This window comes from Rhodoferax ferrireducens, assembly GCF_049302455.1.
In the GTDB taxonomy this organism is placed as follows: domain Bacteria; phylum Pseudomonadota; class Gammaproteobacteria; order Burkholderiales; family Burkholderiaceae_C; genus Rhodoferax; species Rhodoferax ferrireducens_B.
Map to the genome: position 1 here is coordinate 1 of NZ_JBAQMD010000006.1, position 22,670 is coordinate 22,670.

The 22,670-nt window shown below is 61.4% G+C and carries 19 protein-coding genes and 1 tRNA gene; 7 read left to right on the forward strand and 13 right to left on the reverse strand.

The features are described from left to right. Positions 1-534: 534 nt before the first annotated feature. Positions 535-622, reverse strand: a tRNA-Ser gene (locus WA157_RS00440). A 174-nt stretch (positions 623-796) separates the two neighbouring features. Between WA157_RS00440 and WA157_RS00445 the strand changes: the two genes are divergently transcribed. Genes WA157_RS00445 through WA157_RS00460 form a run of 4 tightly spaced genes read left to right on the forward strand, consistent with a single transcriptional unit; the run spans position 797 to position 3,267 of the window. Further along, a complete protein-coding gene (locus WA157_RS00445) occupies positions 797-1,099 on the forward strand; it encodes a VF530 family DNA-binding protein (protein WP_422619064.1) in 303 nt (100 codons plus the stop codon). 34 nt (positions 1,100-1,133) lie between these two features. Beyond that, positions 1,134-1,721 (forward strand): LemA family protein, encoded by a 588-nt coding sequence (locus WA157_RS00450; protein ID WP_422619090.1) that lies wholly within the window; start codon positions 1,134-1,136, stop codon positions 1,719-1,721. 42 nt (positions 1,722-1,763) lie between these two features. Further along, positions 1,764-2,831 (forward strand): M48 family metalloprotease, encoded by a 1,068-nt coding sequence (locus tag WA157_RS00455; RefSeq protein ID WP_422619065.1) that lies wholly within the window; start codon positions 1,764-1,766, stop codon positions 2,829-2,831. Positions 2,832-2,889: 58 nt separating this feature from the next. Beyond that, positions 2,890-3,267, forward strand: a complete 378-nt coding sequence (locus WA157_RS00460; protein WP_422619066.1) for a PilZ domain-containing protein — start codon at positions 2,890-2,892, stop codon at positions 3,265-3,267. Between the two features lie 144 nt (positions 3,268-3,411). Here the strand turns inward: WA157_RS00460 and WA157_RS00465 are convergent, their stop codons facing one another. After that, entirely contained in the window at positions 3,412-3,777 is a 366-nt protein-coding gene (locus WA157_RS00465) for a hypothetical protein (protein ID WP_422619067.1), read from the reverse strand. A gap of 179 nt (positions 3,778-3,956) precedes the next feature. Here WA157_RS00465 and WA157_RS00470 point away from each other — a divergent pair, with 179 nt between their 5' ends. Continuing rightward, positions 3,957-4,175 carry a SlyX family protein gene (locus WA157_RS00470; RefSeq protein ID WP_422619091.1) on the forward strand — a complete coding sequence of 73 codons (219 nt, stop codon included), beginning with the start codon at positions 3,957-3,959 and terminating at the stop codon, positions 4,173-4,175. Between the two features lie 11 nt (positions 4,176-4,186). Here WA157_RS00470 and WA157_RS00475 read toward each other — a convergent pair whose 3' ends face one another. Together WA157_RS00475 and WA157_RS00480 are read right to left on the reverse strand one after the other, a co-directional pair. Further along, positions 4,187-5,854, reverse strand: coding sequence for a response regulator (locus WA157_RS00475; RefSeq protein ID WP_422619068.1), 1,668 nt, complete (start codon positions 5,852-5,854; stop codon positions 4,187-4,189). Between the two features lie 84 nt (positions 5,855-5,938). Next, positions 5,939-6,550, reverse strand: coding sequence for a methyltransferase domain-containing protein (locus WA157_RS00480; RefSeq protein WP_422619069.1), 612 nt, complete (start codon positions 6,548-6,550; stop codon positions 5,939-5,941). A gap of 138 nt (positions 6,551-6,688) precedes the next feature. Here WA157_RS00480 and WA157_RS00485 point away from each other — a divergent pair, with 138 nt between their 5' ends. Continuing rightward, entirely contained in the window at positions 6,689-8,167 is a 1,479-nt protein-coding gene (locus tag WA157_RS00485) for an RNB domain-containing ribonuclease (RefSeq protein WP_422619070.1), read from the forward strand. 29 nt (positions 8,168-8,196) lie between these two features. Here WA157_RS00485 and WA157_RS00490 read toward each other — a convergent pair whose 3' ends face one another. The 6 genes from WA157_RS00490 to WA157_RS00515 form a co-directional block, all read right to left on the reverse strand. Continuing rightward, positions 8,197-8,652 carry a hypothetical protein gene (locus tag WA157_RS00490; RefSeq protein WP_422619071.1) on the reverse strand — a complete coding sequence of 152 codons (456 nt, stop codon included), beginning with the start codon at positions 8,650-8,652 and terminating at the stop codon, positions 8,197-8,199. A 296-nt stretch (positions 8,653-8,948) separates the two neighbouring features. After that, positions 8,949-11,264 carry an NADP-dependent malic enzyme gene (locus WA157_RS00495; RefSeq protein WP_422619072.1) on the reverse strand — a complete coding sequence of 772 codons (2,316 nt, stop codon included), beginning with the start codon at positions 11,262-11,264 and terminating at the stop codon, positions 8,949-8,951. A gap of 188 nt (positions 11,265-11,452) precedes the next feature. Continuing rightward, a complete protein-coding gene (locus WA157_RS00500) occupies positions 11,453-11,962 on the reverse strand; it encodes a hypothetical protein (protein WP_422619073.1) in 510 nt (169 codons plus the stop codon). 117 nt (positions 11,963-12,079) lie between these two features. Beyond that, the gene (locus WA157_RS00505; protein WP_422619074.1) at positions 12,080-12,988 is read right to left on the reverse strand and encodes a DMT family transporter; all 909 of its coding nucleotides are present in this window, start codon (positions 12,986-12,988) and stop codon (positions 12,080-12,082) included. Continuing rightward, the gene (locus WA157_RS00510; protein ID WP_422619075.1) at positions 12,985-15,282 is read right to left on the reverse strand and encodes a putative bifunctional diguanylate cyclase/phosphodiesterase; all 2,298 of its coding nucleotides are present in this window, start codon (positions 15,280-15,282) and stop codon (positions 12,985-12,987) included. Before WA157_RS00510 ends, WA157_RS00505 begins: the two co-directional genes overlap by 4 nt. Continuing rightward, on the reverse strand, positions 15,279-16,298 hold the full coding sequence (locus WA157_RS00515) for a TRAP transporter substrate-binding protein (RefSeq protein ID WP_422619092.1): 1,020 nt from the start codon (positions 16,296-16,298) through the stop codon (positions 15,279-15,281). The genes WA157_RS00510 and WA157_RS00515 overlap by 4 nt, the downstream gene beginning before the upstream one ends. A gap of 221 nt (positions 16,299-16,519) precedes the next feature. Between WA157_RS00515 and WA157_RS00520 the strand changes: the two genes are divergently transcribed. Further along, on the forward strand, positions 16,520-17,515 hold the full coding sequence (locus tag WA157_RS00520; RefSeq protein WP_422619076.1) for a quinone oxidoreductase family protein: 996 nt from the start codon (positions 16,520-16,522) through the stop codon (positions 17,513-17,515). Positions 17,516-17,591: 76 nt separating this feature from the next. Here the strand turns inward: WA157_RS00520 and WA157_RS00525 are convergent, their stop codons facing one another. From WA157_RS00525 to ileS, 3 genes are read right to left on the reverse strand one after another with little or no spacing between them, the layout of a single operon-like run. Beyond that, positions 17,592-19,238: a Na/Pi cotransporter family protein gene (locus tag WA157_RS00525; RefSeq protein WP_422619077.1), complete on the reverse strand. Its 1,647-nt coding sequence runs from the start codon at positions 19,236-19,238 to the stop codon at positions 17,592-17,594. Positions 19,239-19,263: 25 nt separating this feature from the next. Further along, complete coding sequence (lspA, locus tag WA157_RS00530) at positions 19,264-19,773, reverse strand: signal peptidase II (RefSeq protein WP_422619078.1); 510 nt, start codon at positions 19,771-19,773, stop codon at positions 19,264-19,266. After that, positions 19,773-22,667: an isoleucine--tRNA ligase gene (ileS, locus tag WA157_RS00535; protein ID WP_422619079.1), complete on the reverse strand. Its 2,895-nt coding sequence runs from the start codon at positions 22,665-22,667 to the stop codon at positions 19,773-19,775. Before ileS ends, lspA begins: the two co-directional genes overlap by 1 nt. Positions 22,668-22,670 lie beyond the last annotated feature (3 nt).

Genomic DNA, 22,670 nt, shown 5'->3' on the forward strand with positions numbered 1-22,670 from the left:
CCTACGCAGCGGGCAAGTCAGATTCATGAACTGTTGCCGCATCGCTGGCAGCCGCAAATTCAATTCACTTGATTCCCAGACACAGCCACTGCGCTGTGGTCAAGATGGGTTGGCTGCGTGCTTACTCTCTTTCCACCACTCGCGGTAATAGTCTCGATCTTGCATTCCCATGGACGGAATGTAACAGGCGCCAAAAGGTGTCTATTTCAGACTAGAGTGATCGGGCCTCGTGACACGGTAGACGGCACGCTTGACGACCGAAGGATGAACGTTCATGACCGCCGCCAAGCCATGCAAGGTGTAGCTGCCAGATGCATACTTTTCAACAATATCGGCTTCGGTTTCAGGCTGCACGACACGGGGGCGACCGCAATGAATATTGGCGCGGATGCTGCACGGGCCTGTAGCGGCTTACTCTCTGCTTGCCGCTCAAGGATCAAGGGCTGCCTATCGGTGCAGGCGTGATCTTGTTTGTATGCTCGACCGGCTCATGCTTGAAGTGCCAGCCGTTGTCGTGTGCGGGTTTGATTTCATTGGCGGAAGCTTAGGGATTCGAACCCTAGAAACCTTTCGGTTTGCCGGTTTTCAAGACCGGTGCAATCGACCACTCTGCCAAGCTTCCAAGCCGCGTATTCTAGCTGGCTTGCTGCCTACCGCTGCTGTCCGGAATGGCAATCAATGGGCTGAGGTCCCAAACGGCATGGCGCCTACGACGCGTGTGGGCGCCAAGGGGTCAAAGAGCAGGCGTTGTGACCCCGCCCACTGACGCTTATCCGGGCGATGTCAAAATCGCAGCATGCAAACGCCTCCTTCCCCACCCAATACACCACCCGGCCAAGCTCCCGCCCAAATCCGCAACCCCCTGCATGGGCTCACCCTGGAGGCCATCGTCACCGCGCTGGTGGCGCATTACGGCTGGGCGGGACTTGCGGAGCGTATTCCGGTGCGCTGTTTCGCCAGCGACCCCAGCGTGGCGTCGAGTCTGAAATTTTTGCGCAAGACGCCGTGGGCGCGCGACAAGGTGGAGGGGCTTTATCTCTTCATGCTGCGCGAAACGCGCCGTGCAAGCGGGGGCCGACCGCCCGCGTCGCAGCTATGATTCTGATGACCAGAATGACGAGGTAAAAATGATGATGTTGACTTGGGGTTTGTTGATTGTTGTTGCCGTGGTGCTGGTTTGGGGCGTGGCCATCTACAACCGCTTGGTGCAATTGCGCAACCGCATTGCCAATGCGTTTGGTCAGATCGATGTCCAGCTCAAGCGGCGCCATGATCTGGTGCCGAACCTGGTTGAGGTGGCGCGCGCTTACCTGGCGCACGAGTCCGCGACGCTGGAGGCGGTGATCCGGGCCCGTGGCCAGGCGCAAACGGCCACCGCCGCCGCCCGTGCCCAGCCGGCCAACGCCGCCAGCATCGGCGCCTTGGCGCTGGCGGAAAACGCCTTGGGCGGCAGCTTGGGACGCCTGATGGCCGTGGCTGAAAACTACCCTGATTTGAAGGCCGACGCCACCATGCAGTCCCTGAGCGAGGAACTCACGAGCACTGAAAACCGGCTCGGCTTCGCGCGTCAGGCCTACAACGATCAGGTGCTGGACTTCAACAACGAGGCCACTCAGTTCCCTGATCTCATCGTCGCCCGGTTGCTGGGCTTTGCAACGGCGGCGATGCTGGAGGCGACGCGCAACGAGGCCGAGCGCGCCGCGCCCCAAGTGCGCTTCTGAGCGCCTGGTACAAGCCGGTTCTGAGGCTGCGAGCGACCCACCATGCGGTTTTTTGACCACCAGCAGGCGGCCCGTGCCGAGACTCGGCGTCTGCTGCTGGCTTTTGTCCTGGCGGTCATCTTGCTGGTGGCCGCGGTGCACGGCGCGCTGGTGCTGGCCTGGTTGCTGCTGGCGGCCTTTATTTCGGCCTTATTACCCGTGTCGCTGTCATTTCCAACTGGCTTTCTGGCTGTCAATGTCGGCGTTTCGCTGTTGTTGGTGCTCGGTGGCTGGTGGGTGGAGACTTCGCAGTTGCGCGCCGGTGGGCTGCGCCTGGCGCAGCGTGTCGGCGCCCGCGAGGCGCGGCCCTCGGTGTCGCAGGCCGAGCAGCGTTTTTGCAATGTGCTGGACGAGCTGTGCATTGCCGGGGGTGTGGCGCGCCCGCAGCCCGTGGTGCTGGCCCGCGCCGATGCCATCAATGCCTTTGCCGCCGGTTGGGACGAGCACGATGCCGTCATTGCAGTCACGCAGGGCGCGCTGGACCAACTGACGCGTGAGGAGTTGCAGGGTATGGTGGCGCACGAGTTGAGTCATCTGCGCGAGGGCGATACCCGCTTGAAAATGCAGTTGGCGGGCATGGTGTATGGCCTGGAACTGGTGTACAACTTTGGCGATACGGTGCGGGAGCGCGGTGGACTGGGAACTTTGTTTGGCTCGGCCATCATGGGGGCAGGTTTTGCCGGCTGGCTGGCCGGGCGCATGCTCAAGGCCGCGGTGTCGCGCCAGCGCGAGTTCCTGGCCGATGCCCGCGCCGTGCAGTGGACGCGCAGCCGTGACGGCCTGGGCGGTGTGCTGCGCAAGGTGATGACCCAGCGGCGCGACGGCGCGATGCAGCGCTTGGGTCGCAGCGGCATTGATCACCCGGCGCTGCAGCACATGCTGCTGGTCGAGGCCGGTGCCGACGGTCCATGGGCCGATTGGTTCGCCAGCCACCCGACTTTGGCGCAGCGGGTGCGCCGCATTTACGGGCGTCCGATGGGGCCGCTGCCACTGGCGCCGCAGCCCGACAACAGCGCAATTTTTGCCGCCGGACCCTTTTCCGAGCTTGCATTCGACGGCAAGGCCCCGTAACCTTGGCACCGATTCACCGTCGCGTGAGACCGCGCGCCAGCCTTTTGGGAGTTTCATCATGAAGACAACACCGGTTAAAAGCCTGCGCCATTTCTCACGCATACCGTTTGCCGCCGAGGTGTCACTGCAACTGCATGACCGCACGATCAGCGTGCAGTTGGTCGACATCGCACTCAAGGGCGCCCTGGTGCAGACCGCAACCGCGCAGCCGCTGGTGCTGCAGGAAAAATGCCGCCTGGTGCTGCCGCTGACGGATGGCGGTGAGGCGATCGAGATGACGGGGAAAATTGTGCACCTGGAAGATCAGCGCGTCGGCATCGAATGCCTGGACATTGAGGTACTGAGCATGACCCGGCTGCGCCGACTCCTGGAGTTGAACGCGGGCGACGCCGACCGAATGAATCGGGAACTCTCCTATTTGTTTGCCAGGCCTTGATTGGCGCTATTTGACAAGGCGCCATGCCAAGCCACGAGTTGGCGCAGTGTTTCTAAGTATTTTATGCCTCTAGCCCCCGTGGAATAAGCGTAGTTAGCTATATATTTAATAGCAGAAAGTGCCTGCGACTGCTGATGAATCGCCTCACTGGCTTGCCAGTTGCGTAGCTTGGGCGCTTGGCAGGCCGCGGCCATCGGCCGACGCACTCAGTTGCAGCAGGCAACTGTCGCTTGCGCCGCGGGCCGGCAAGACTTTGCAGCGCCAGGTTGCCTCGGCCTGAAGGGCGTAGGCCTTGTGCCGTAACTCGCCTTGCTGCACCGCCTCATGCACAACCTGATGAAAAGCCAGCAGCAGACCCAGGATGATCAGACTTGCCAGAATGGTCGACCAGACCGGTGAGCGCAAGCCGGCAGGCAAGCGGTACCACCATTGCCGCAGCATGCGTTGACGCGCGGTGATGTTGTCGACCCAGCCGTGCTGCAAAACAAAGTTTGTGCGGGGGAGGTTCATGAACTGGCTCCTGATTCGGCTGCGCGGGATGCGACCGGCTTGGTGCCAATGTAGGAGGGTATTGCGCCAGCGTCTGTGCGGTAGGTAACGTTGTGCCTGGAATCGGCCCGTGGTGGTGCCGGCCTGTTCCGTCTGGTGGCGCACTTGGTATGCACTTCAATTTCAGGTCCAATACGGGCATGGACCACCCCAACGACACCGAACAACGCCTGACGGAACTTGAGATCAAGGCCACCTTCACCGAAGACTTGCTGGACCAGCTCGACCAGGTCATCGTGCGTCAACAGGAACAAATCGAGTTGCTGATGCGTGAACTGGCGCAACTGCGCCAGCAGCCCCGGGACGACGGCGCGGGCGGGCCGCGCCCTGCGCACGACGATCTGCCGCCGCACTATTGATCCGCATTGACTCAAGCGGGCGCAACTGCGCTGGCTGCTTTGGCGGGCGCAGCGCCGGCACGCAAGGTCAAACCACCGGGCTGGCGCCTTTGTTCCCCGAACGCCGACCGGTTGCTGTGGGTGGCAAAGCGTGTGCGTAAGTCATTCACGGCTTCGCTCAGTCTGGACGCGTCGGCAATTTTGTCGAAATAGCGATGCAGCACCAGATAAGCGGTTTCGATCAACTTGGCATTGAGAGTGGCATTGCCGTGAAACAGGAGGTGCTTGACCGACGCCTGCGGGTCCCCGCTCATGCTGAGGGACACGGCGTATTCGGTGATTTTCAGAATCTGGGTGTGGGCTGAGCGAATGCGCTCAGCATAAGGCGGGTGGATGGCGGCGGCACCGGCGAGCAGTTCGCTGAGGGTGTTGTTGGTGCAAAAACGCAGCGCCAGTGTGTCGACAAAAGCCCCCACTTCGTCGAGCTGGATCGCTTTGTTTGCCAATTGCGCCAGCAAGGCCAGCTGATTCGAGGCGGCTTCAAAATCGAAGTTGGGCGAACTGATGGTGAGGGCCATGGTGCGGACGGCATCGACCGCCTGTGCAAACTGACCTTGCTGAATCGACGACAGCACCTCGACAATGCCAGACAAGCGTTGGTGGCGTTCGTTTTTTGGGTCTTTTTCGATCAGGCGGGCAAAGTCGTCGCGACAGCGCTGCAGACCTTTGCCGTCGCCATTCTCGAGGCGGGTGAAGGCCAGCAGTACCAAAGTCTGGCAGTCGAACATCTTCGAGTCCAGCCCCAAGCGGGCGGTGCGGTCCAGTATCTTTTCGGCCTCTTGCCGCTCCCCTGCGTAGTAAGTCATCATGCCCAGATTTTGCAGACGACTGATGGACGCGGGTGTCAGGTTGGCGGCCATTTTGTAGGTGGCCAGCGCCTGATCAAACTTGCCGAGTTCGAACTGGGCGCGTCCCAGTACGTCATAGGCGTCGCTGTAGCTGGGGTCTTCGCTGATCAGGTTTTCCAGCGTACTGGCGGCGCGGGCGGTTTGGCCTGCGTCCAGCAGAGAGCGGGCCACGCCGAGTTTGGCCCAGGGCAGGGTTTTGGCCTGCACCACCGCTTCGTACATGGTCTGGGCCTGGGCGTATTGGCCGATGCGAAGCAGCAACTCAGCGCCGACGCGGGCGGCATAGAGCCAAAACAGGCCTCGCGTTTCAAAGCGCTGCTGGCAGAGCTGGGCAGCGCGTTCAAAATCTTCTGCTTCGACGGCGGAAAATATCTCCTGCAAGGAGATTTTGCGAATGCGCGCCTGGCGCAGGCGCTCCCCCAACTGGGCGGCTTTATGTGGCTTGAGCAAATATCCATCCAGCGCCGACTCGGCGGCCTCGGCTACCTTGGCGTAGGTGGCCTCGGCGGTGACCATGATAAAAACGGTTGAAAACGGCAGTAATTGGTTGCGTCGCAAGTCATCGAGCAGGTCTTGGCCAGACGAGGCTTCGTTGGCAAAATGCTGCTCACACAACACGACATCAAACGAGCGGTACTCAAGTTGGCGGCGAGCATCGGCCAGTCGCGCGCATTGCGCGACGTTGCTCATGCCCAGGTCTCGCAACTGCGACACCAAAATGGAGCGTGAGGTCGGGTTGCTGTCAATCACCAGCGCTTGCGAGGCCGACAAGTCATCTTCAGGCAGCGCCATCGGTCACGCTCCGGCAGCCATTGAGCCGCCATGGTTGAACGATCAATTTTGTCACCTCTGGTTGTCAGGATGTGCAGCGGGGGTTCATCGGTGGACCAATCGCAGCGCCAACTCGTGCGAGAGACTGGGATGGGAAACCCTGTCGTAGGGTGGCTTGGGCCAAACCCAATCCTTTTGGGGGAACAAAGCGCGCATGGCATTGATGTCGCAGTGGTAGGGGGGGCCCTGAATCAGACCCTCTTCAGTGGCGGCCGGGCGAATCATTTGCATAAACAGCACCCAAAGACTGCCCTGCGGTTCAAGCCACCGATGCAATTGACGGGCGTAGTCGACCCAATGGTCGGGATGAATCGCACACAGGCAGGTCTGCTCGTAGATCGCGGCAAACTTTTTCTCCGGCTGGTAACTCAGCACATCCGCTTGAAGGACTTCGGCCTTCAGGCCGCGGGCGTCACAAAGCGCTCGCGTTCTTGTCGTCGCGGCAGCGGTGTAGTCCAGGCCTGTGACCTCAAATCCACGCTGGGCCAGCTCAGCCACTTCCCAGCCGCTGCCGCAGCCCGGAACCGCTATCCGGCAGGGCCGCAGTGCGCCGCTCGCCAGCCACGCGAGAAGCTGAGGGCTTGGGCTGCCGCGGTCCCAACTGGTTTCTTTTTTCTCAAAACGCTCTTGCCAAAATTCAGTTGTCGGGCCAGCCATGTCAGATACCTCTGTAATTCCAAACACCGTGCCACCAGCGAAACCAGTGCCGCTGCATTGTGCCAGCAGCACCGCACCCTGCTCAGCAGGGAATGGCGCGCCGACGCTGCATGCCAACACTGCCTGTATATTGTCGTCATGAACTCCAACCATTCCCATCCCCACCACCGCTCCGACCTCGTCCGCATCGCCACCCGCGCCATGTCCGAGCGTGGGCTTGAACCCGAGTTTCCGGCGCGTGTCGAGACGGAGTTGGCTGCCATCACCGGACCCGGCAGCGAGGCCGGTCCTGATATTCACGATCTCACTGATTTGCTGTGGTGCTCCATCGACAATGACGATTCGCTCGATCTGGATCAGCTCACCGTCTGCGAGGTGCTGGACCAGGGCGTGGTGAGGCTGTGGGTGGCCATCGCCGATGTGGACGTGTTGGTCAAAAAGGGCAGCGCCATTGATGAGCATGCGCTCACCAACACGACTTCGGTGTACACGTCGGCCCGCATTTTCCCGATGCTGCCCGAGCGCCTGTCCACCGATCTGACCTCGCTCAATTTTGCACAGGACCGGCTGGCATTGGTGACCGAGATGGTCTTCAACGCCGACGCCTCGCTGGCGGGCGCCACGGTGTACCGGGCCCGGGTGCGCAACAAGGCCAAGCTGGACTACGACGCTGTCAGCGCCTGGATTGAAAGTGACGGCGCACTGCCAGCCGCAGCGGCCGCGGTGCCGGGCATGGAGGCGCAACTTCGCACACAGGACGCGCTGGCCCAGCAACTGCGCGTGCGCCGGCGTCTAGAGGGCTCGCTGGAGCTGGAGACTTTCCAGCCGCGCGCCGTGTTTGACGGTGAGCAGGTGGTTGATATTCGCCAGCAGGTGCAAAACCGCGCGCGTCAGTTGATTGAGGAAGTGATGATTGCCACCAACGGCTGCACCGCACGCTACCTGGCAGGGAGGGGCGGCTCCTCGCTGCGGCGCGTGGTGCGCTCGCCCGAGCGCTGGCTGCGCATTGTGGCCGTGGCCCAGGAGTACGGCGAAACCCTGCCGGGCGAGCCCGATTCCAGGGCGTTGGAGGTTTTTCTGGCCAAGCGCCACCGGGCCGACCCGCTGCGCTTTCCTGATCTGTCGCTTGTCATCGTGCGGCTCATGGGTTCGGGCGAGTATGTGGTGGAAACGCCCGGTGGACCGCCGATCGGCCACTTTGGCCTGGCTGTACGCGACTACACCCACTCCACGGCACCGAACCGGCGTTTCCCCGACCTGATCACGTCACGCCTGCTCAAGGCGGCGCTGGCCGGCAAGCCGCAGCCGTATTCCAATGCCGAACTGGCCGAGCTGGCCCTGCATTGCACCCGGCAGGAAGACTCGGCCCAGAAGGTGGAGCGGCGCATGCGCAAGTCAGAGGCTGCACTATTGCTGGAGTCTCACGTTGGCCAGCGCTTTGACGCCATCGTGACCGGAAGTACCACGGACGGCATCTGGGTCCGGATTTTCACGCCGCCCGCCGAGGGTAAGCTGGTGCGCGGCAAAACCAGTCTCAAGGTCGGCGACAAGGTCCGCGTCAAGCTGGTGGCCACCGACGTGGATCGCGGTTTTATCGATTTCGTAACGACGGATTGATCCCGTCGCCACGCGCCGCCCGAGTCACCTCACGCCATTGACGGCGGTAGCGCCCGGTCACCGGCGCGACGGCTTCGGGCGCGCTGCAGCAGCACCGCTATCAGCAGCGCGGCGGCAGCCGAGCCGGCCATCACCGGCGACGCCACGAGCATGTCGGCCAAACCGTCGACGGCGTGGACGCTAATCTCCTGCACATGGTTGACCAAGGTGATGACGTCGCTGGCTTGCACGGTCTGTACGTCTTCAACTTGAACGTGCAGGTCCGGGAAACCGCTACGAAAGCTAATTTTCGCAAAGATGCCGTTGGCGATGGCCACGAGCGAGAGTACGCCCAAGGGGCGCAGCAGATGCTCAAGCAGGCGGCTGCGCTCGGCCGGTGGCGCGAATTCATAGACTTGACCGACCAGTTGTGCAATCGTGATTTCCGACACCTGGCAAGTTACTTTTTCCGAAGAGGGTCCCTCGACCGCGGGGCTGTGATTCATGGCATGTCGCTCCTATGGAATGGACCCGCGATCTGTTATGAACGGGGCGGGCACATTTTGAAAACACTCGGGCAGCATCTTGTTGCCTGGAAGACCTGTCAGGATAAACCAGAGTGGGCGCCGAGGTGTTTCAATTTGATGTCCAAATGCGACAGTGTGTAAAGCTCAAAGCAACGCATCTGAGGCGCAGGGACGCGAGCAGCACCGCTGGCTGACCTGCCGCCCATGCACCACCTTCGTCCCGGCTTTGACCAGCCCCTGCCAGGCGAGCCGGTCAAAGGTTTGTGGCTGTCGCCTTAACGAGATAGGCCCTTGCCATGATCCGCATTGGCCACGGCCAGGGCCGTCATGTTGACCACGCGCCGTACCGTCGAGGATGGAGTGAGCACATGGGCCGAGGCGGCTGCACCCAGCAAGATGGGGCCGACGGTGACTCCGTTTCCGCCCGTGACTTTGAGCACATTGAACAAGATGTTGGCGGCGTCCAGGTTGGGGCAGATCAACACATTGGCCTCGCCATGGAACTTGCTGTCCATCAGGGCGGCGTTGCGCATGTCTTCTGACAGCGCGGCATCGCCATGCAGTTCACCGTCGGACTCCACATCGGGCGCCATTTTGCAGAACAGCTCATGGGCCAGACGCATTTTGACGGCCGATTTGCGGTTGGAGGAGCCGTACATCGAGTGCGACAGAAAGGCAACTTTGGGTGGCAAGCCAAAACGACGGACTTCATCGGCCGCCATCACGGCGATGCTGGCCAGTTGCTCGGCGTCCGGGTCTTCATTGACGAAGGCGTCCGCGATAAACAGCGTGCGCTTCTCCAGCATCAAGGCGTTCAAGGTTGCAAATCCGCAAGCACCCTCTTTAACCCCGATCACATCACGGACGTGCTCCAGATGCACGTCAAAACGACCCAGCAGTCCACACAACATGGCATCGGCATCACCGAGTTTGAGCATCAAGGCGGCAATGGTGGTACTTGAGCGGCGCACGGCGGCCTTGGCCGCCTCGATGGAGACCCCACGTCGACCCATCAGGCGGTGGTAGGTTTCCCAGTATTGGCGAAAGCGCGGGTCATCTTCGGGGTTGACGCACTCCAGATCGGTACCCAGACGCAAGCGCAGGCCGGCCTTGAGCAAGCGCGCCTCAATGACGGCCGGCCGGCCAATCAGGATCGGTCGGGCCAGCCCTTCGTCCACCACCACCTGCACGGCGCGCAGCACCCGTTCGTCTTCGCCTTCGGCGTAGGCCACCCGTTTGGCTTCAAGGGGCACGGCTTTGGCGGCGGTGAATACCGGGCGCATGATCATGCCGGTCTGGTAAACAAAACGTGACAACTGCTGACGGTAGGCGTCCATGTCCTTGATGGGGCGGGCGGCCACACCGGACTCTTCGGCGGCTTTGGCCACGGCGGGCGCAATGCGCAGGATCAGGCGCGAATCAAAGGGAGTTGGAATCAGGTATTCGGAGCCAAACACCAGCTCCTTGCCAGCATAGGCATTGGCCACTTCCTCGCTGATGTCGGCCTTGGCCAAGTCGGCAATCTGGCGCACGCAGGCCAGTTTCATGGCCTCGGTGATCTTGGTGGCGCCGCAGTCCAGTGCGCCTCTGAAAATGTAGGGGAAACACAGGACGTTGTTGACCTGGTTCGGGTAATCCGAGCGGCCGGTGGCGATGATGCAATCGGGGCGCACTGCTTTGGCTAATTCAGGGCGAATCTCGGGCTCCGGGTTGGCCAGCGCCAAAATGATCGGGCTGCGGGCCATGGTTTTGACCATGTCCTGCGTCAACACACCGGCGGCTGAGCAGCCAAGGAAGACATCGGCCCCATTGACGACATCGGCCAGCGTGCGCAATTCGGTCTTCTGTGCAAAAGGGGTCTTGGATTCATCGAAACCGCCGGGGCGGCCTTCATAGATCAGGCCTTTGGAGTCACACACAAAAACGTTTTCGCGCCGCACCCCCAGACCCACCATCACACCCAGGCAGGCCAACGCGGCGGCGCCAGCACCCGAGACTGCAATTTTGACCTCCTCAATGCGTTTGCCAACCAGTTCCAGCCCGTTAAGCAAGGCCGCGCTGGAGATGATGGCCGTGCCGTGCTGGTCGTCATGAAACAGCGGTATGTTCATGCGCTCGCGCAATTTCTTTTCAATGTAGAAGCATTCGGGCGCCTTGATGTCCTCCAGGTTGATGCCGCCCAGGGTGGGCTCCATCGCCGCAATGATCTCAATCAATTTGTCGGGGTCGCGCTCGGCCAGTTCGATGTCAAAAACATCAATGCCGGCAAATTTCTTGAACAGACAGCCTTTGCCCTCCATCACCGGCTTGGAAGCCAGCGGTCCGATGTCGCCCAGGCCCAATACCGCTGTGCCGTTGGTGATGACACCGACCAAATTGCCGCGCGAAGTGTATTCAGTCACCAGCGAAGGGTCGGCCTCAATGTCCAGACACGGGTAGGCCACGCCGGGTGAATAGGCCAACGACAAATCGCGTTGGTTCGACAGCGGCTTGGTCGGGGTGACCGAGATTTTCCCGCGCGTGGGGTTGCGATGGTAGTCGCGGGCTGCTTCACGCAGGGCATATTCGGCGGGGGAAAGTTCTTTGGTCATATCATTCTCCTGATTTGATTTGCAAACAGCCTGGATTTACGTTCCTCTGCCATCCTAATCCCAAATTGGCGCGTCTCCCAAAGCGCTCGCAACTCCTTTGATCGAGCGCAGGAAATCTTGGTGATTCGTTGAGGAAAGCGTTGGCTCGCTTTGCGTCGCAGTGACATGTCCCGCAAAGTCCGGACTACTCAGAGCTGTCCCTCAGTCAGGGTGTCAAGCTGGAAGCGACCGCTTTTGTCCCAGAGCCAGGTATCGGTGTAAGTCACGCGGCCCATGCGCACGGGCGTCGGAAAGGGCGCGGCCTGACGCACGGTTTTCTCGATCTCGGCGATCACTTCGGGTGCATGCTTGGGCGGGCGCAGCCAGTGCAGGCGGGTGACCCGACCCTGGCCATCGACGTCAACCTCCAGCACCCCAATGGCGTACAGCAACGCGGGCAATTGGCCGTGAAATATGCGCTCCGCATTCTTGCCATAGATGTGCCTGGCGGCATCGGTTCGATAGGCACGGGGGTTGCTCGCACCGGAGACAAGGGGTACTGCAGGCGGGGCAGGTCGACTGGCAACCGGTGGCTCTTTGGCAGGCGCTGGCACCTGCGGTATCGGCACCGTGCTGGGTGTGCAGCCCGCCATGATGGCGGCCACACTGGTAACGGTGCTGGCCAGCAGCGTGTTGCGGCACTTTGGATTTTGACTCATGGCGCGTCTCCGGCAGGAACAGGGTTTTTGCGGTGCTTCATTATGGCCGCCGCTCCCTACGCGGGAACATACCGGGTTGCAGGCAGAGAAAAGATCAGAATTCAGGCAAAGTTTCGTTCAGCGCCGCATGGACGACACCGCAATGCCGCCCACGATCAGAATGAACGCCAGTGCGTGGTACAGGTGCGGTATTTCTCCCAAAAATGCACTGGACAGGACGGCGGTAAAAAGCGGTGTCAGGTTGACAAAAAAACCGGCCACGGACGGACCGACCCTTGCTACCCCGGCGTCGTAACAGCGGTAGGCCAGCACGGCTGGCCCGGCGGCAATAAACAGCAGCGCACCAGCCAGGGGCCAGCCCCATTGCAGCCGCCCCAGTCCCAAAGACCACTCCGCACCCGCAAACAAGCCCGACCAGGCCAGCCCGAGTGCAATTTGCGCCAGCAAAAAGGCCGACCAGTCGCGCCGAATGTCAGGTGGCTCGGTGGTGGGGTGGGCCAGCATCCAGCTGTAGTAGGCCCAGGCGGCTGAAGCCAGCAAAATGTACAGGTCGCCCGCTACCAGGTGCACCTGCAGCAACAACTCAAGCTGGCCACGGCTCAGGACCACCAGCACGCCGCTGATCGACAGCGCGGCGCCCAGCCACTGCCGCCCCGAGATGCGCATGCCAAAAAATACCCAGCCAATCAGCAGCATCCACACCGGGGTGATGGAGCCCACCAGTGTCACGTTGATAGGGGTAGATGTGTTCAGCGCCAGGTAGAGCAAGGCGTTGTAGCCGCCAATACTCAGCAAAGACAGGCCCGCAAAGCGCCTCCAATTGGGCCACAAATCGCTGCCCCGGCGCAGCACCGGGGCAGCCAGCGGCAGCAGCAGCACAAAAGCAATCACCCAGCGCAGCAGGTTGAGCGTCATGGGCGAGGCAAGCGGGGCAATCAGGCGACCCATTACGGCGTTGCCCGCCCACAGAATTGGCGGCAGCGTCAGCAGCAAGGCTGCGGTGGGGGTGAGCCTGGGGTGCGTCAAGACAGGGACGGTGCTGCGCCCAACAGGGCTTCAAAGTCGGGCAGGGCAGTGGGCTTGCCAAACAGGTAGCCCTGGTACAGGGTGCAGCCATGCAGCGCCAGGAATTCTTGCTGCGCTGGCGTCTCGACGCCCTCGGCAATCACGCTCAGACCCAGGCTGCGCGCCATGCCGATGATGGTCTGAACAATGACATCATCGGTGGCCTGAAGGCCAATGTTGCGCACAAAAGACTGATCGATTTTGAGCTGGTTCAGCGGCAGCCGGGTGAGGTAGGACAGTGAGGACTGCCCAGTGCCAAAGTCGTCCATCGAGAACCGCACCCCCAGGTTTTTCAACTCATTCATCTTGGCAATGGTGTCCATCACGTTGTCCAGTACCAGTGACTCCGTCAGCTCCAGCTTGAGCAGGTGCGGCTTGATGCCGGACTCGTGCACGACGGTGCTGACTTGCGCCACGAAGTCCGGTTGGCGAAACTGGCGCGCGCTGACGTTGACCGCAAGATGCAAATCGCAGGCCCGAGGATCACCTTGCCAGCGCGCCAGTTGCTGGCAGGCCGTGCGCAGCACCCAAAGGCCGATCTGGTTGATCAATTCACTCTCTTCCGCCACCGCGATGAACTCCATCGGTGGCACCAGGCCGCGTCGCGGGTGCCGCCAGCGGATCAGGGCCTCGGCCCCGACCACACCGTCCTGCAACTGGTACTGGGGCTGGTAGTACAACGCAAATTCGCCGCTCACCAGTGCGGCCTGCAAATCTTCTTCAAGCTGGGCATGGGCCGTGATGCTGGCTTGCATCTGCGGGTCAAAAAAGCACAGGTCATTGCGTCCGCGTGCTTTTACCTGGTACATGGCGATATCGGCTTGTTTGAGCAAATCAGCCGCCGTAATGGGCGTTGTGGCCTCGAACAGGGCAGCGCCCACGCTGCAGGTGCTGCGGTAAGTTTGTGTCATCAGCACGTAGGGCTGGTTGAGAGATGCCAGAATTTTTTCGCCGATGCGCCGGGCCAGGGCGGCGGCTTCCAGGCTGTGCTCGGCCAGGTCTTCCAGCATGACGACGAACTCGTCGCCACCCAGGCGCGCTACTGTGTCCTGTTCGCGCAGGCAGGCCTTCAAGCGCTGGGCAACCTGTTGCAGCAGCAGGTCGCCCACTTCGTGCCCCAAGGTGTCGTTAAGGGTTTTGAAGTGGTCCAGATCCAGAAACAGCAGGGCACCACAGCGGCCGCTGCGCGCATTGGCGCTCAGGGCATGCTGCAGCCGGTCCATCAACAGTCTGCGGTTTGGCAAGTTGGTCAAAGGGTCAAAAAATGCCAGTTGCTCAATCTCGGCCTTCGACGAGGCAATGGCCTGGCGGGCCTGTGCCAGGCGTTCCAGGTACCACAGGGCCAAGCCGGCGGAGGCCAGAATCATCAAGGCAAACAACAGCGATACACCCAGGATGAAATTGCGCTGCTCGCGCCAGTTCGCCAGCACGGCATCAATCGGGATACTGGCGCAAATGAGGATATCGCGATACAAGGTTGGTTGTGCCAGTACGATGGCCGCTTGACCGCTGAGCCGTGCTGACCCGCGTAGCACCTGTTTTTGCGTGCGGACTTGGCCCAGCGGCGGCGACAGCCGTGTGCCCCACAGTTGCTCCTGAGCCGGTTCGCTCGACAGTAACTGCCCGTCGCCGCGTTCGAGTGTGATTTCCAGCCCACTGATGCTGGCACCCTGGCTCAGGATGGCATTGAGCAGCGACACCTGTACCTCGGCCACCGCCAGCACTCTGGAATTGTCGGCCAGTTTGATGGGGCGCCCAAAGTAAATAACCCGCTCGGAGCTGGCGAAATTCACGACCGGTGCGCTAATGCTCAGCTCCGACATGGGTTGTGCCAATGCCTGCGCCACAAAGCCGGCTGGCAGCCAGGAATCCAGGGCGACACCCTCGATATCCGATGAGGCCAAGACGTGGGCCTGAGCATCGAGCAGCGCGAGATGGCGCACCATCAGGTTTTGCTGCACGGTGCCATGCATCTGCCGGCTGGCCGCGGCGGCATCAATCCAGTCTGGCACCAGCAGTGACAGACCCAGTTGCTCGTCCTGGCTGGCAAGCAACACATCCACGCCCAGCAGGCTTCGGTTAAGTGCCACCACGGCACCACTGACAAAGCGCGCGGCTTCGGATTCGGCCTCGTTCACGGCGGCCTGCTTGAGCGACCACACCAGGCTGGCGGCGGCCAGCGCGAGCGACAGCAGGAACGCACCCGCCAGCCCCAGCACCCAGACTGTGATACGTGGCAACTTCAAGCGCGTCATGGGGCGAGTGGTGCCCGGATGCCGCGCGCTGGACCGATGGTCTGGTTCCAGACGTCAGCGCAGCGCACGCTGCAACGTGCGATCCAGCGTGGCAGCACGGTAGCGCGAAAAATCTCCTGGCGTCGGCGTTCGTCGGCAGCCGAGAGCGGAACTTCGACCATGCGGCCCCGACGTGCGTTACTGCAGGCTTGCGCGCCGGTGTTGCAAGCCAGACCCGCGCCGGTCTCGCGCTCGCTCTCGGCCCAGATCGCGGCTTCAAGCGCGGGTAGCTCGCGGCGCAGCAGGGCCTTCAGGTCCGGCGGGAGGGCGTCCCAGGCCGCCAGGTTGGCGCCAAAAATCGCCAAACCCCAAGTCACCGGCAGGGTGTGCAGATGGGTGGTGACCTCATGCAGCCCGAGCTTATGTCCCGACATGGTTCCGGTGATCGCGCACTCGGTGTTGTTGGATGCCATGTTGTCCATGATCTGGGCAAATCCGGTGAGCACCGGCACGCCGCCCCATGCGCTGACAAAGTCGGATTGACTGGCTGACGAGACGCGGATACGCCGCCCGGTCAGATCCGCCAGGCTGGCGAGTGCACGCTTGCAAAAAATCACTTGAGCCGGGTAAATATAGAGCGCCAGGACTTCGACGCCGTGGCGCGTGCGCAGCTCTTTTTCCAGGTAGGGGCGAAAGGCGGCCACACTCTGCTTCAGGCTGGCAATATTCGGATTGAGTCCGGCCAGGTCGGGCGCGCTGTATTGGGGGTATCGCGCAGACAGAGAGCTCATCAGTGCCGTTCCAAAGGGCACGACGCCAAGCTCAATCAGCCGCAGCATGTCACTGCCCGGCACCCCGGCCCGGTCAAATGGCACGATATCGGCATCGTACTTGCCGGCGCTCAAGCGGGCCAGGGTCTGGGTCCAGAAGGGTGCTTCGTTGCGCGTGTACTGGTTCAGGTTTGCCAGGCCGCCGACGATGCGCAGCTTTTGAAGGGGTGGTGCCGGCGGCGTTTGCGCCCAACCGGCGCCAACCATCAGGGCGCCAGTCAGCAACGTGGCTGCGGGGCGCAGCAAGCGCAGGATCAAATGGGAACGGGGAAACAGTGACTGTGGCATGGTGGCTAAGGCGAGCCTCCCATTCTGGCAGCAAATTCCCAAACGCTCCGACGCACTGGACCCGTGGAAAATACCCGGCCAGCCCGCCAGCGTCATTTCATGGCAACATGCCGCCTTGTTGCAACTTCAGGAAAACCACCATGAGCTCCTATCCTTCTCGCGCCATCCAAATCGACCAAAACGGCGGACCGGAGCAACTCAAACTGGTGAATGTCACGGTGGGTGAGCCCGGCCCCGGCGAGATCCGCATCCGGCATCACGCGGTCGGCCTGAACTTTATCGATGTCTACCAGCGCAGCGGCTTGTATGCCCTGCCCATGCCGCTGCGGCTGGGCATGGAGGCCGCGGGTGTGGTGGAGGCGGTGGGCTCGGGTGTGACACACCTCAAGGTGGGCGACCGCGCCGCCTACGCTTCTCAGCCGCCCGGCAGCTACTGCGACTTGCGGGTGCTGCCTGCCAAGTGTGTTTGCAAGCTGCCCGATGCGATTTCATTCGAGACCGGTGCGGCCATGATGCTCAAGGGGCTGACGGCGCAGTATCTGCTCAAGCGCACCCAGCCCCAGGGTGGCTTGCAGGCCGGTGACTTTGTGTTGTTTCACGCGGCCGCCGGTGGCGTCGGCCTGATTGCCTGTCAGTGGGCCAAAGCGATGGGCCTGCAACTGATTGGTACGGCGGGGTCGGATGCCAAATGCGCGCTGGCCAAGGCGCATGGGGCTGCCTATGTCATCAACTACGCCACCGAAGACTTTTTGACGCGGGTGAAAGAAATCACCGCTGGCAAAGGCGTCAAGGCGGTGTACGACTCGGTGGGTAAAGACACCTGGGACAAGTCGCTCGACTGCCTGGCACCGTTCGGTTTGATGGCCAGTTTTGGCAATGCGTCGGGACCGGTGGCGCCGTTTTCGCCGGCCATTCTGGGGGCCAAAGGCTCGTTGTATGTGACGCGACAAACCTTGTTTACCCACATCGCCACCCGGGAAAGCACGCAGGCCATGGCGGACGATTTGTTTGCAGTGGTCACCAGCGGCCAGGTCAGCATTCGCATCGACCAGCGTTACAAGCTGGAAGACGTGCAGCAGGCACACCGCGATCTGGAAGCACGCAAGACCACCGGCTGCACGATTTTGACGCTTTGATGTTTTTCTAGATCAAATGTGGCTCTAGCCCCCGCTGAATAAGCCTGAGCCGCTATCAAAATTTATTCTTCTGTCGCTACTCGGCGGTGATTGGCGCGCGCAGACGGTTGGGAACCAGGGCGCCGGCCGCCTCCAGAATCGGGTAGGCAATCGAGCAGATGTGTGAGTTGATGCGCTTGAGGTCGCTGATCAGATCCAGGTGTAATGAACTGGTTTCAATACTGGGCAAGGTATTGACGCTCAGACGATCAAGGTGGGTGGTGGCGTATTCGCGTTCCAGATCACGAAAGCGGGTTTTTTCTTCCAGCAGTTTTTGTGCGTCGCGCAGGTTGCCGTTAAGAAACACGCTCACGCCCAGGTGCAGATTGCTGACCAGGCGGCTGTGCAATTCGGTAATTTCTGCCATGCCCGCAGGCGAAAACTGCCGGCCGGATCTGATTTTTTTGTTTTCAACGTCTTCAAGTACCCGCTCAATGATGTCGCCAATTTGCTCCATGTTGATGGTGAAGGTGATGATCTCGGTCCAGCGGTGCCCTTCTTTCTCGCTCAGGGCCTCACGTGATATTTTGGTCAGGTAATACTTGATGTCCGAGTACAACTCGTCCACCGTATCGTCCATTTTTTGCAGCGATTGGGCCAGCGGGAGATCGTTGTTTTTGATCACCGGCAGGATACCCCGCAGCATGGTCTCCACCACGTCAGACTGGTACATGGCCTCGCGCACTGCGCACGACAGGGCCACGGAGGGTGTCGGCAACGCCGACGCGTCCAGGTGACGCTGGCGCCCACTGGTGTTGTGCGCTGGCGGAAGCCAGTATTGCGCCCAGCGCGCCACCACCTGGGTCAGGCCAATGAACAGCAGGCCGACCAACAGGTTAAAGCCGAGATGAAACAAGACAACGCTGGTTGCCTTGTCGCCCAGCAGGGGGCCCAAATAGCGCAACCACAGGCCGACCAGTGGCGCCACCAGGGCAACGCCCAGCACCTTGAACGCCAGGTTGCCCATCGGCACCTGGCGCGTCTGCACATTGGCGCTGAGGGTCGTCAAAACCGCCAGCAAGCCACTGCCCAGGTTGGCCCCCAGCACCAGGCCGAGCGCCACGTCCACCGGGACCACGCCGCCGCTGGCCAGCGTGGCCGTCAGCAGCACAATGGCCAGGCTGGAGTAAGACAGCACCGACAACACGGCTCCGACCGTGATCTCCAGCCACAAATCGCTGCTGAGTGACGTCAGCAGGGCCCGCATGGCCGGGGCCTGGGTTAGCGCGTTGGCTGAGACCGTGACCAGGTGCAGCGCCAGCAACATCAGACCCAAACCAATCAAAATCCGTCCCACGTAGCCGACGGTGGTGGACTGGCGGGCAATAAACAGCACCACACCGACAAAAATGAACAGCGGCGACAGCCAGGACAGGTCGCGCGAAAACAGCAAAGCCATCAGGCTGGTGCCAATGTCGGCGCCCAGCATCACGGCCAGTGCCGCGGGCAGGGTCATCAATGCCTGGCCGACAAATGCCGAGGCAATCAGGGCCGTGGCCGTGCTGGACTGCAACAAGGCAGTGACACCAATGCCTGACATGACGGCTGTGAAACGGCTACCGGTGCTGCGGGCCAGCACCCGGCGCAGGTTGGCGCCCAGCACGCGCAGGACGTCGGCGCGCACCAGATGCGTGCCCCATACCAAAAGAGCAATGGCCGCCAGCAGATTCAGCAGATGAGTCAACGTGTTTCCTTGGCTGGCCGACCCGCTAGCGCCCGCGCCGCACGCGCAGCAGCTCGTCCAGGATCAGACAGGCGGCACCTATGGTAATGGCGCTGTCGGCCACGTTAAACGCCGGAAAATGCCAACCGTGCCAGTGAAAGTCCAGAAAATCGACCACGTAGCCAAACCGCACGCGGTCGATGACATTGCCAATGGCGCCGCCCAAAATGCAGGCCATGGAAAAGGCAAACAGTCTTTGCCCGGCGTGCGACTTGAGTAGCCACAGAATCAAGCCCGCTGCCAGCACACCGATGACGGTGAAGAACCAGCGCTGCCAACCCGATGCACCGGCCAGAAACGAGAACGCCGCGCCGCTGTTGTGCGCTCGCACCACATTAAAAAAGCTGGTGACGTAGGTGCTGTCACCCAACTGGTAGAAGCCAAGGATCATGACCTTGGTGAACTGGTCGGCCATCAGAATGATGGTGGCCAGGCCCAGCCACTGCAGCATGCTGCCCGAGCCGGTCGACTTGGCCGAGAAGGTGCGGCGCGCCATCAGGCAAACACCCGGTCTTCACCGGCGCCATACAGGTTGCTGCTGCAGCGGCCACAGATCGTTGGGTGGGCGCTGTCATGCCCAATGTCGTCAACGTAATGCCAGCAGCGCTCGCACTTTATGCCGTTTGAGGCGCTAGCCCTTATGGATAGGGTATCACCAGCTATTAATTCAATAGCTGACGTGATGAAGACGAATTTCAGGTCGCCGCCCAGACTGAGCAGCAGCGCGTAGTCGTCGCTGTTGACGGTGAGTGCCACGTTGGCTTGCAGCGAGGAGCCGACCTTGCCGTCGGCACGCAGGGCTTCGATCTCTTTGTTCACCGCATCGCGAATCTCGCGAATGCGGGTCCATTTGGCCAGCAAGGCAGTGTCGGGCGCATCGAGCTCGACGTAGGTGTCCATGAAAATGGACTCTTTGTTGTTGACCGGCGTTTTGCCCGCCGCCCCCAATACGCCCCAAGCCTCTTCAGCGGTAAAGCTCAAAAATGGTGCCATCCAGCGCAGCATGGCTTGCGTGACTTGCCACAGCGCGGTTTGGGCGCTGCGCCGTGCCAATGATTTGGGCGCGGTGGTGTAGAGCCGGTCTTTCAGCACGTCGAGGTAGAACGAACCCAAATCTTCCGAGCAATAAATCTGCAGCTTGGCCACGACCGGGTGGAATTCATAGATTTCGTAATGGGCCAGGATGTCGGCCTGCAGCTGGGCGGCGCGGGAGAGGGCGTAGCGGTCAATCTCCAGCATCTGCTCCTGCGGCACGGTGTCCGTGGCCGGGTCAAAGTCGCTCACATTGGCCAGCAAAAATTTCAAGGTGTTGCGGATGCGCCGGTAGGTGTCCACCACACGGGCCAGGATTTTGTCGTCACCGGCAATGTCGCCCGAGTAGTCGCTGGCCGCCACCCACAGGCGGATGATTTCGGCGCCGAGTTTCTTGCTGGTTTCCTGCGGATCGACGCCGTTGCCGGCGCTCTTGCTCATCTTGTGGCCCTTGCTGTCGACCGTAAAGCCGTGCGTCAGGATGCCTTTGTAGGGCGCGCGGCCGTACATGGCGCAGGCCGTTAACAGCGACGAGTGGAACCAGCCGCGATGCTGGTCGTGACCTTCCAGATACAAATCGGCCTCCGGGCCATCGGGGTGGCCGCTGCCGGGGTGTGAGCCCTTGAGCACCGTGGTGTGGGTGGTGCCGGAGTCAAACCAGACTTCCAGGATGTCGCTGCTCTTGGTGTACTGCAGCGCGTCTTGTGCGCCCAGGATGGACTCGGTCGTGGCCTTGCTCCAGGCTTCGATGCCGCCTTGTTCCACCATGCTGGCCGCGAGGTCGAGAATCTCCATCGTGCGCGGGTGCAACTCGCCGCTGTCTTTATGCAGGAAGAAGGGCAGCGGCACGCCCCAGCTGCGCTGTCTAGAGATGCACCAGTCGGGCCGGCCAGCAATCATGTCGCGCAGGCGGGTCTTGCCGTTTTCGGGATAGAACGCGGTGTCTTCAATCGCGTCCAGGGCCAGTTGACGCAGCGACTTGGGCGCCTTGTCTTTGGTGAAAACCCCAACGCCCTCGTCCATGCGAATGAACCACTGGGCGGCGGCGCGGTAGATCACCGGGGTTTTGTGGCGCCAGCAGTGCGGATAGCTGTGAACGATGTTCTCGCTGGCAAACAGGCGGCCGGCGTTGCGCAACGCATCGATGATGACCGGGCAGGCTTTCCAGATGTGCTGGCCGCCAAACAGGGGCAGCTCGGGCGCGTAGGCACCATTGCCTTGCACCGGGTTCAGGATGTCGTCATAGGCCATGCCGTGGGCCACGCAACTGTTGAAATCCTCCACGCCATAAGCGGGGGCCGAATGCACCATGCCGGTGCCGTCTTCAGCGCTGACATAGTCGGCCAGATAGATCGGGCTCAGCCGGTCAAAACCAGCGTCGACATGGGCGAACGGGTGCTTGAAGTTGATGCCAGCCAGCGCCTTGCCGTTGGTGGTGGCGAGAACCGTGCCAGTCAGGCCAAAGCGCTCCAGACATTTGCCAACCAAATCCTGCGCCAAGACCAGCAGGCCGCGCTCCGTATCCACCAGCGCGTAGCTCAGCTCCGGGTGGGCGTTGAGCGCCTGATTGGCCGGAATCGTCCAGGCGGTGGTAGTCCAGATCACGGCGAATGCGTCTTTGGCCAGCGTGGTCACACCAAAGGCGGTTGCCAGTTTGGCGGGCTCAGCGCACAAGAAGCCCACGTCCAGCGTCTGTGACTTTTTGTCGGCGTATTCAATCTCGAACTCAGCCAGGGATGAGCCGCAATCAAAACACCAGTACACCGGCTTCAAACCCCGATAGACAAAGCCGCGCTCCACCACGCGTTTGAAGGCCCGAATTTCGTCGGCTTCGTTTTTGAAGTCCATGGTGCGGTAGGGGTGGTCCCAGTCGCCCAAAACGCCCAAACGCTTGAAGTCCTCACGCTGCAGGTCAATCTGTTCGGTGGCGTAGGCGCGACTCTTGGCCTGCATGTCGTCACGCGCGAGCTTGCGGCCATATTTTTTTTCAATGGCGTTTTCAATCGGCAGACCGTGGCAATCCCAGCCGGGAATGTAGGCCGCGTCCATGCCTTTGAGCTGGCGCGCCTTGACGATCATGTCTTTCAGAATCTTGTTGACCGCATGGCCCATGTGGATCTGGCCGTTGGCGTAGGGCGGGCCGTCGTGCAGCACAAACTTAGGGTGACCACAGCGGGCAGCGCGCAGTTTTTGGTAGATGCCTTGATCTTCCCACTGCTTGACCCAGACCGGCTCGCGCTTGGGCAGGTCGCCGCGCATCGGGAACGGGGTGTCGGGCAGGTTCAGGGTACTGCGGTAGTCGGGTTTGACTGTCTGGCCCCCAGTTGAAGTGACGGGCGTGGTGGTGTTTGTGGTCATGGT

Bases quoted from the DNA above. Each gene is read 5' to 3' on its own strand.
- WA157_RS00455 (WP_422619065.1), top strand. From the start codon at position 1,764: ATGCGGTTTTTTGACCACCAGCAGGCGGCCCGTGCCGAGACTCGGCGT.
- WA157_RS00480 (WP_422619069.1), bottom strand. From the start codon at position 6,550: ATGGCTGGCCCGACAACTGAATTTTGGCAAGAGCGTTTTGAGAAAAAA.
- WA157_RS00465 (WP_422619067.1), bottom strand. From the start codon at position 3,777: ATGAACCTCCCCCGCACAAACTTTGTTTTGCAGCACGGCTGGGTCGAC.
- WA157_RS00450 (WP_422619090.1), top strand. From the start codon at position 1,134: ATGTTGACTTGGGGTTTGTTGATTGTTGTTGCCGTGGTGCTGGTTTGG.
- WA157_RS00510 (WP_422619075.1), bottom strand. From the start codon at position 15,282: ATGACGCGCTTGAAGTTGCCACGTATCACAGTCTGGGTGCTGGGGCTG.
- WA157_RS00495 (WP_422619072.1), bottom strand. From the start codon at position 11,264: ATGACCAAAGAACTTTCCCCCGCCGAATATGCCCTGCGTGAAGCAGCC.
- WA157_RS00515 (WP_422619092.1), bottom strand. From the start codon at position 16,298: ATGGTTGGCGCCGGTTGGGCGCAAACGCCGCCGGCACCACCCCTTCAA.
- WA157_RS00445 (WP_422619064.1), top strand. From the start codon at position 797: ATGCAAACGCCTCCTTCCCCACCCAATACACCACCCGGCCAAGCTCCC.
- WA157_RS00490 (WP_422619071.1), bottom strand. From the start codon at position 8,652: ATGAATCACAGCCCCGCGGTCGAGGGACCCTCTTCGGAAAAAGTAACT.
- WA157_RS00475 (WP_422619068.1), bottom strand. From the start codon at position 5,854: ATGGCGCTGCCTGAAGATGACTTGTCGGCCTCGCAAGCGCTGGTGATT.
- WA157_RS00460 (WP_422619066.1), top strand. From the start codon at position 2,890: ATGAAGACAACACCGGTTAAAAGCCTGCGCCATTTCTCACGCATACCG.
- WA157_RS00520 (WP_422619076.1), top strand. From the start codon at position 16,520: ATGAGCTCCTATCCTTCTCGCGCCATCCAAATCGACCAAAACGGCGGA.
- lspA (WP_422619078.1), bottom strand. From the start codon at position 19,773: ATGGCGCGCCGCACCTTCTCGGCCAAGTCGACCGGCTCGGGCAGCATG.
- WA157_RS00470 (WP_422619091.1), top strand. From the start codon at position 3,957: ATGGACCACCCCAACGACACCGAACAACGCCTGACGGAACTTGAGATC.
- WA157_RS00500 (WP_422619073.1), bottom strand. From the start codon at position 11,962: ATGAGTCAAAATCCAAAGTGCCGCAACACGCTGCTGGCCAGCACCGTT.
- WA157_RS00485 (WP_422619070.1), top strand. From the start codon at position 6,689: ATGAACTCCAACCATTCCCATCCCCACCACCGCTCCGACCTCGTCCGC.
- ileS (WP_422619079.1), bottom strand. From the start codon at position 22,667: ATGACCACAAACACCACCACGCCCGTCACTTCAACTGGGGGCCAGACA.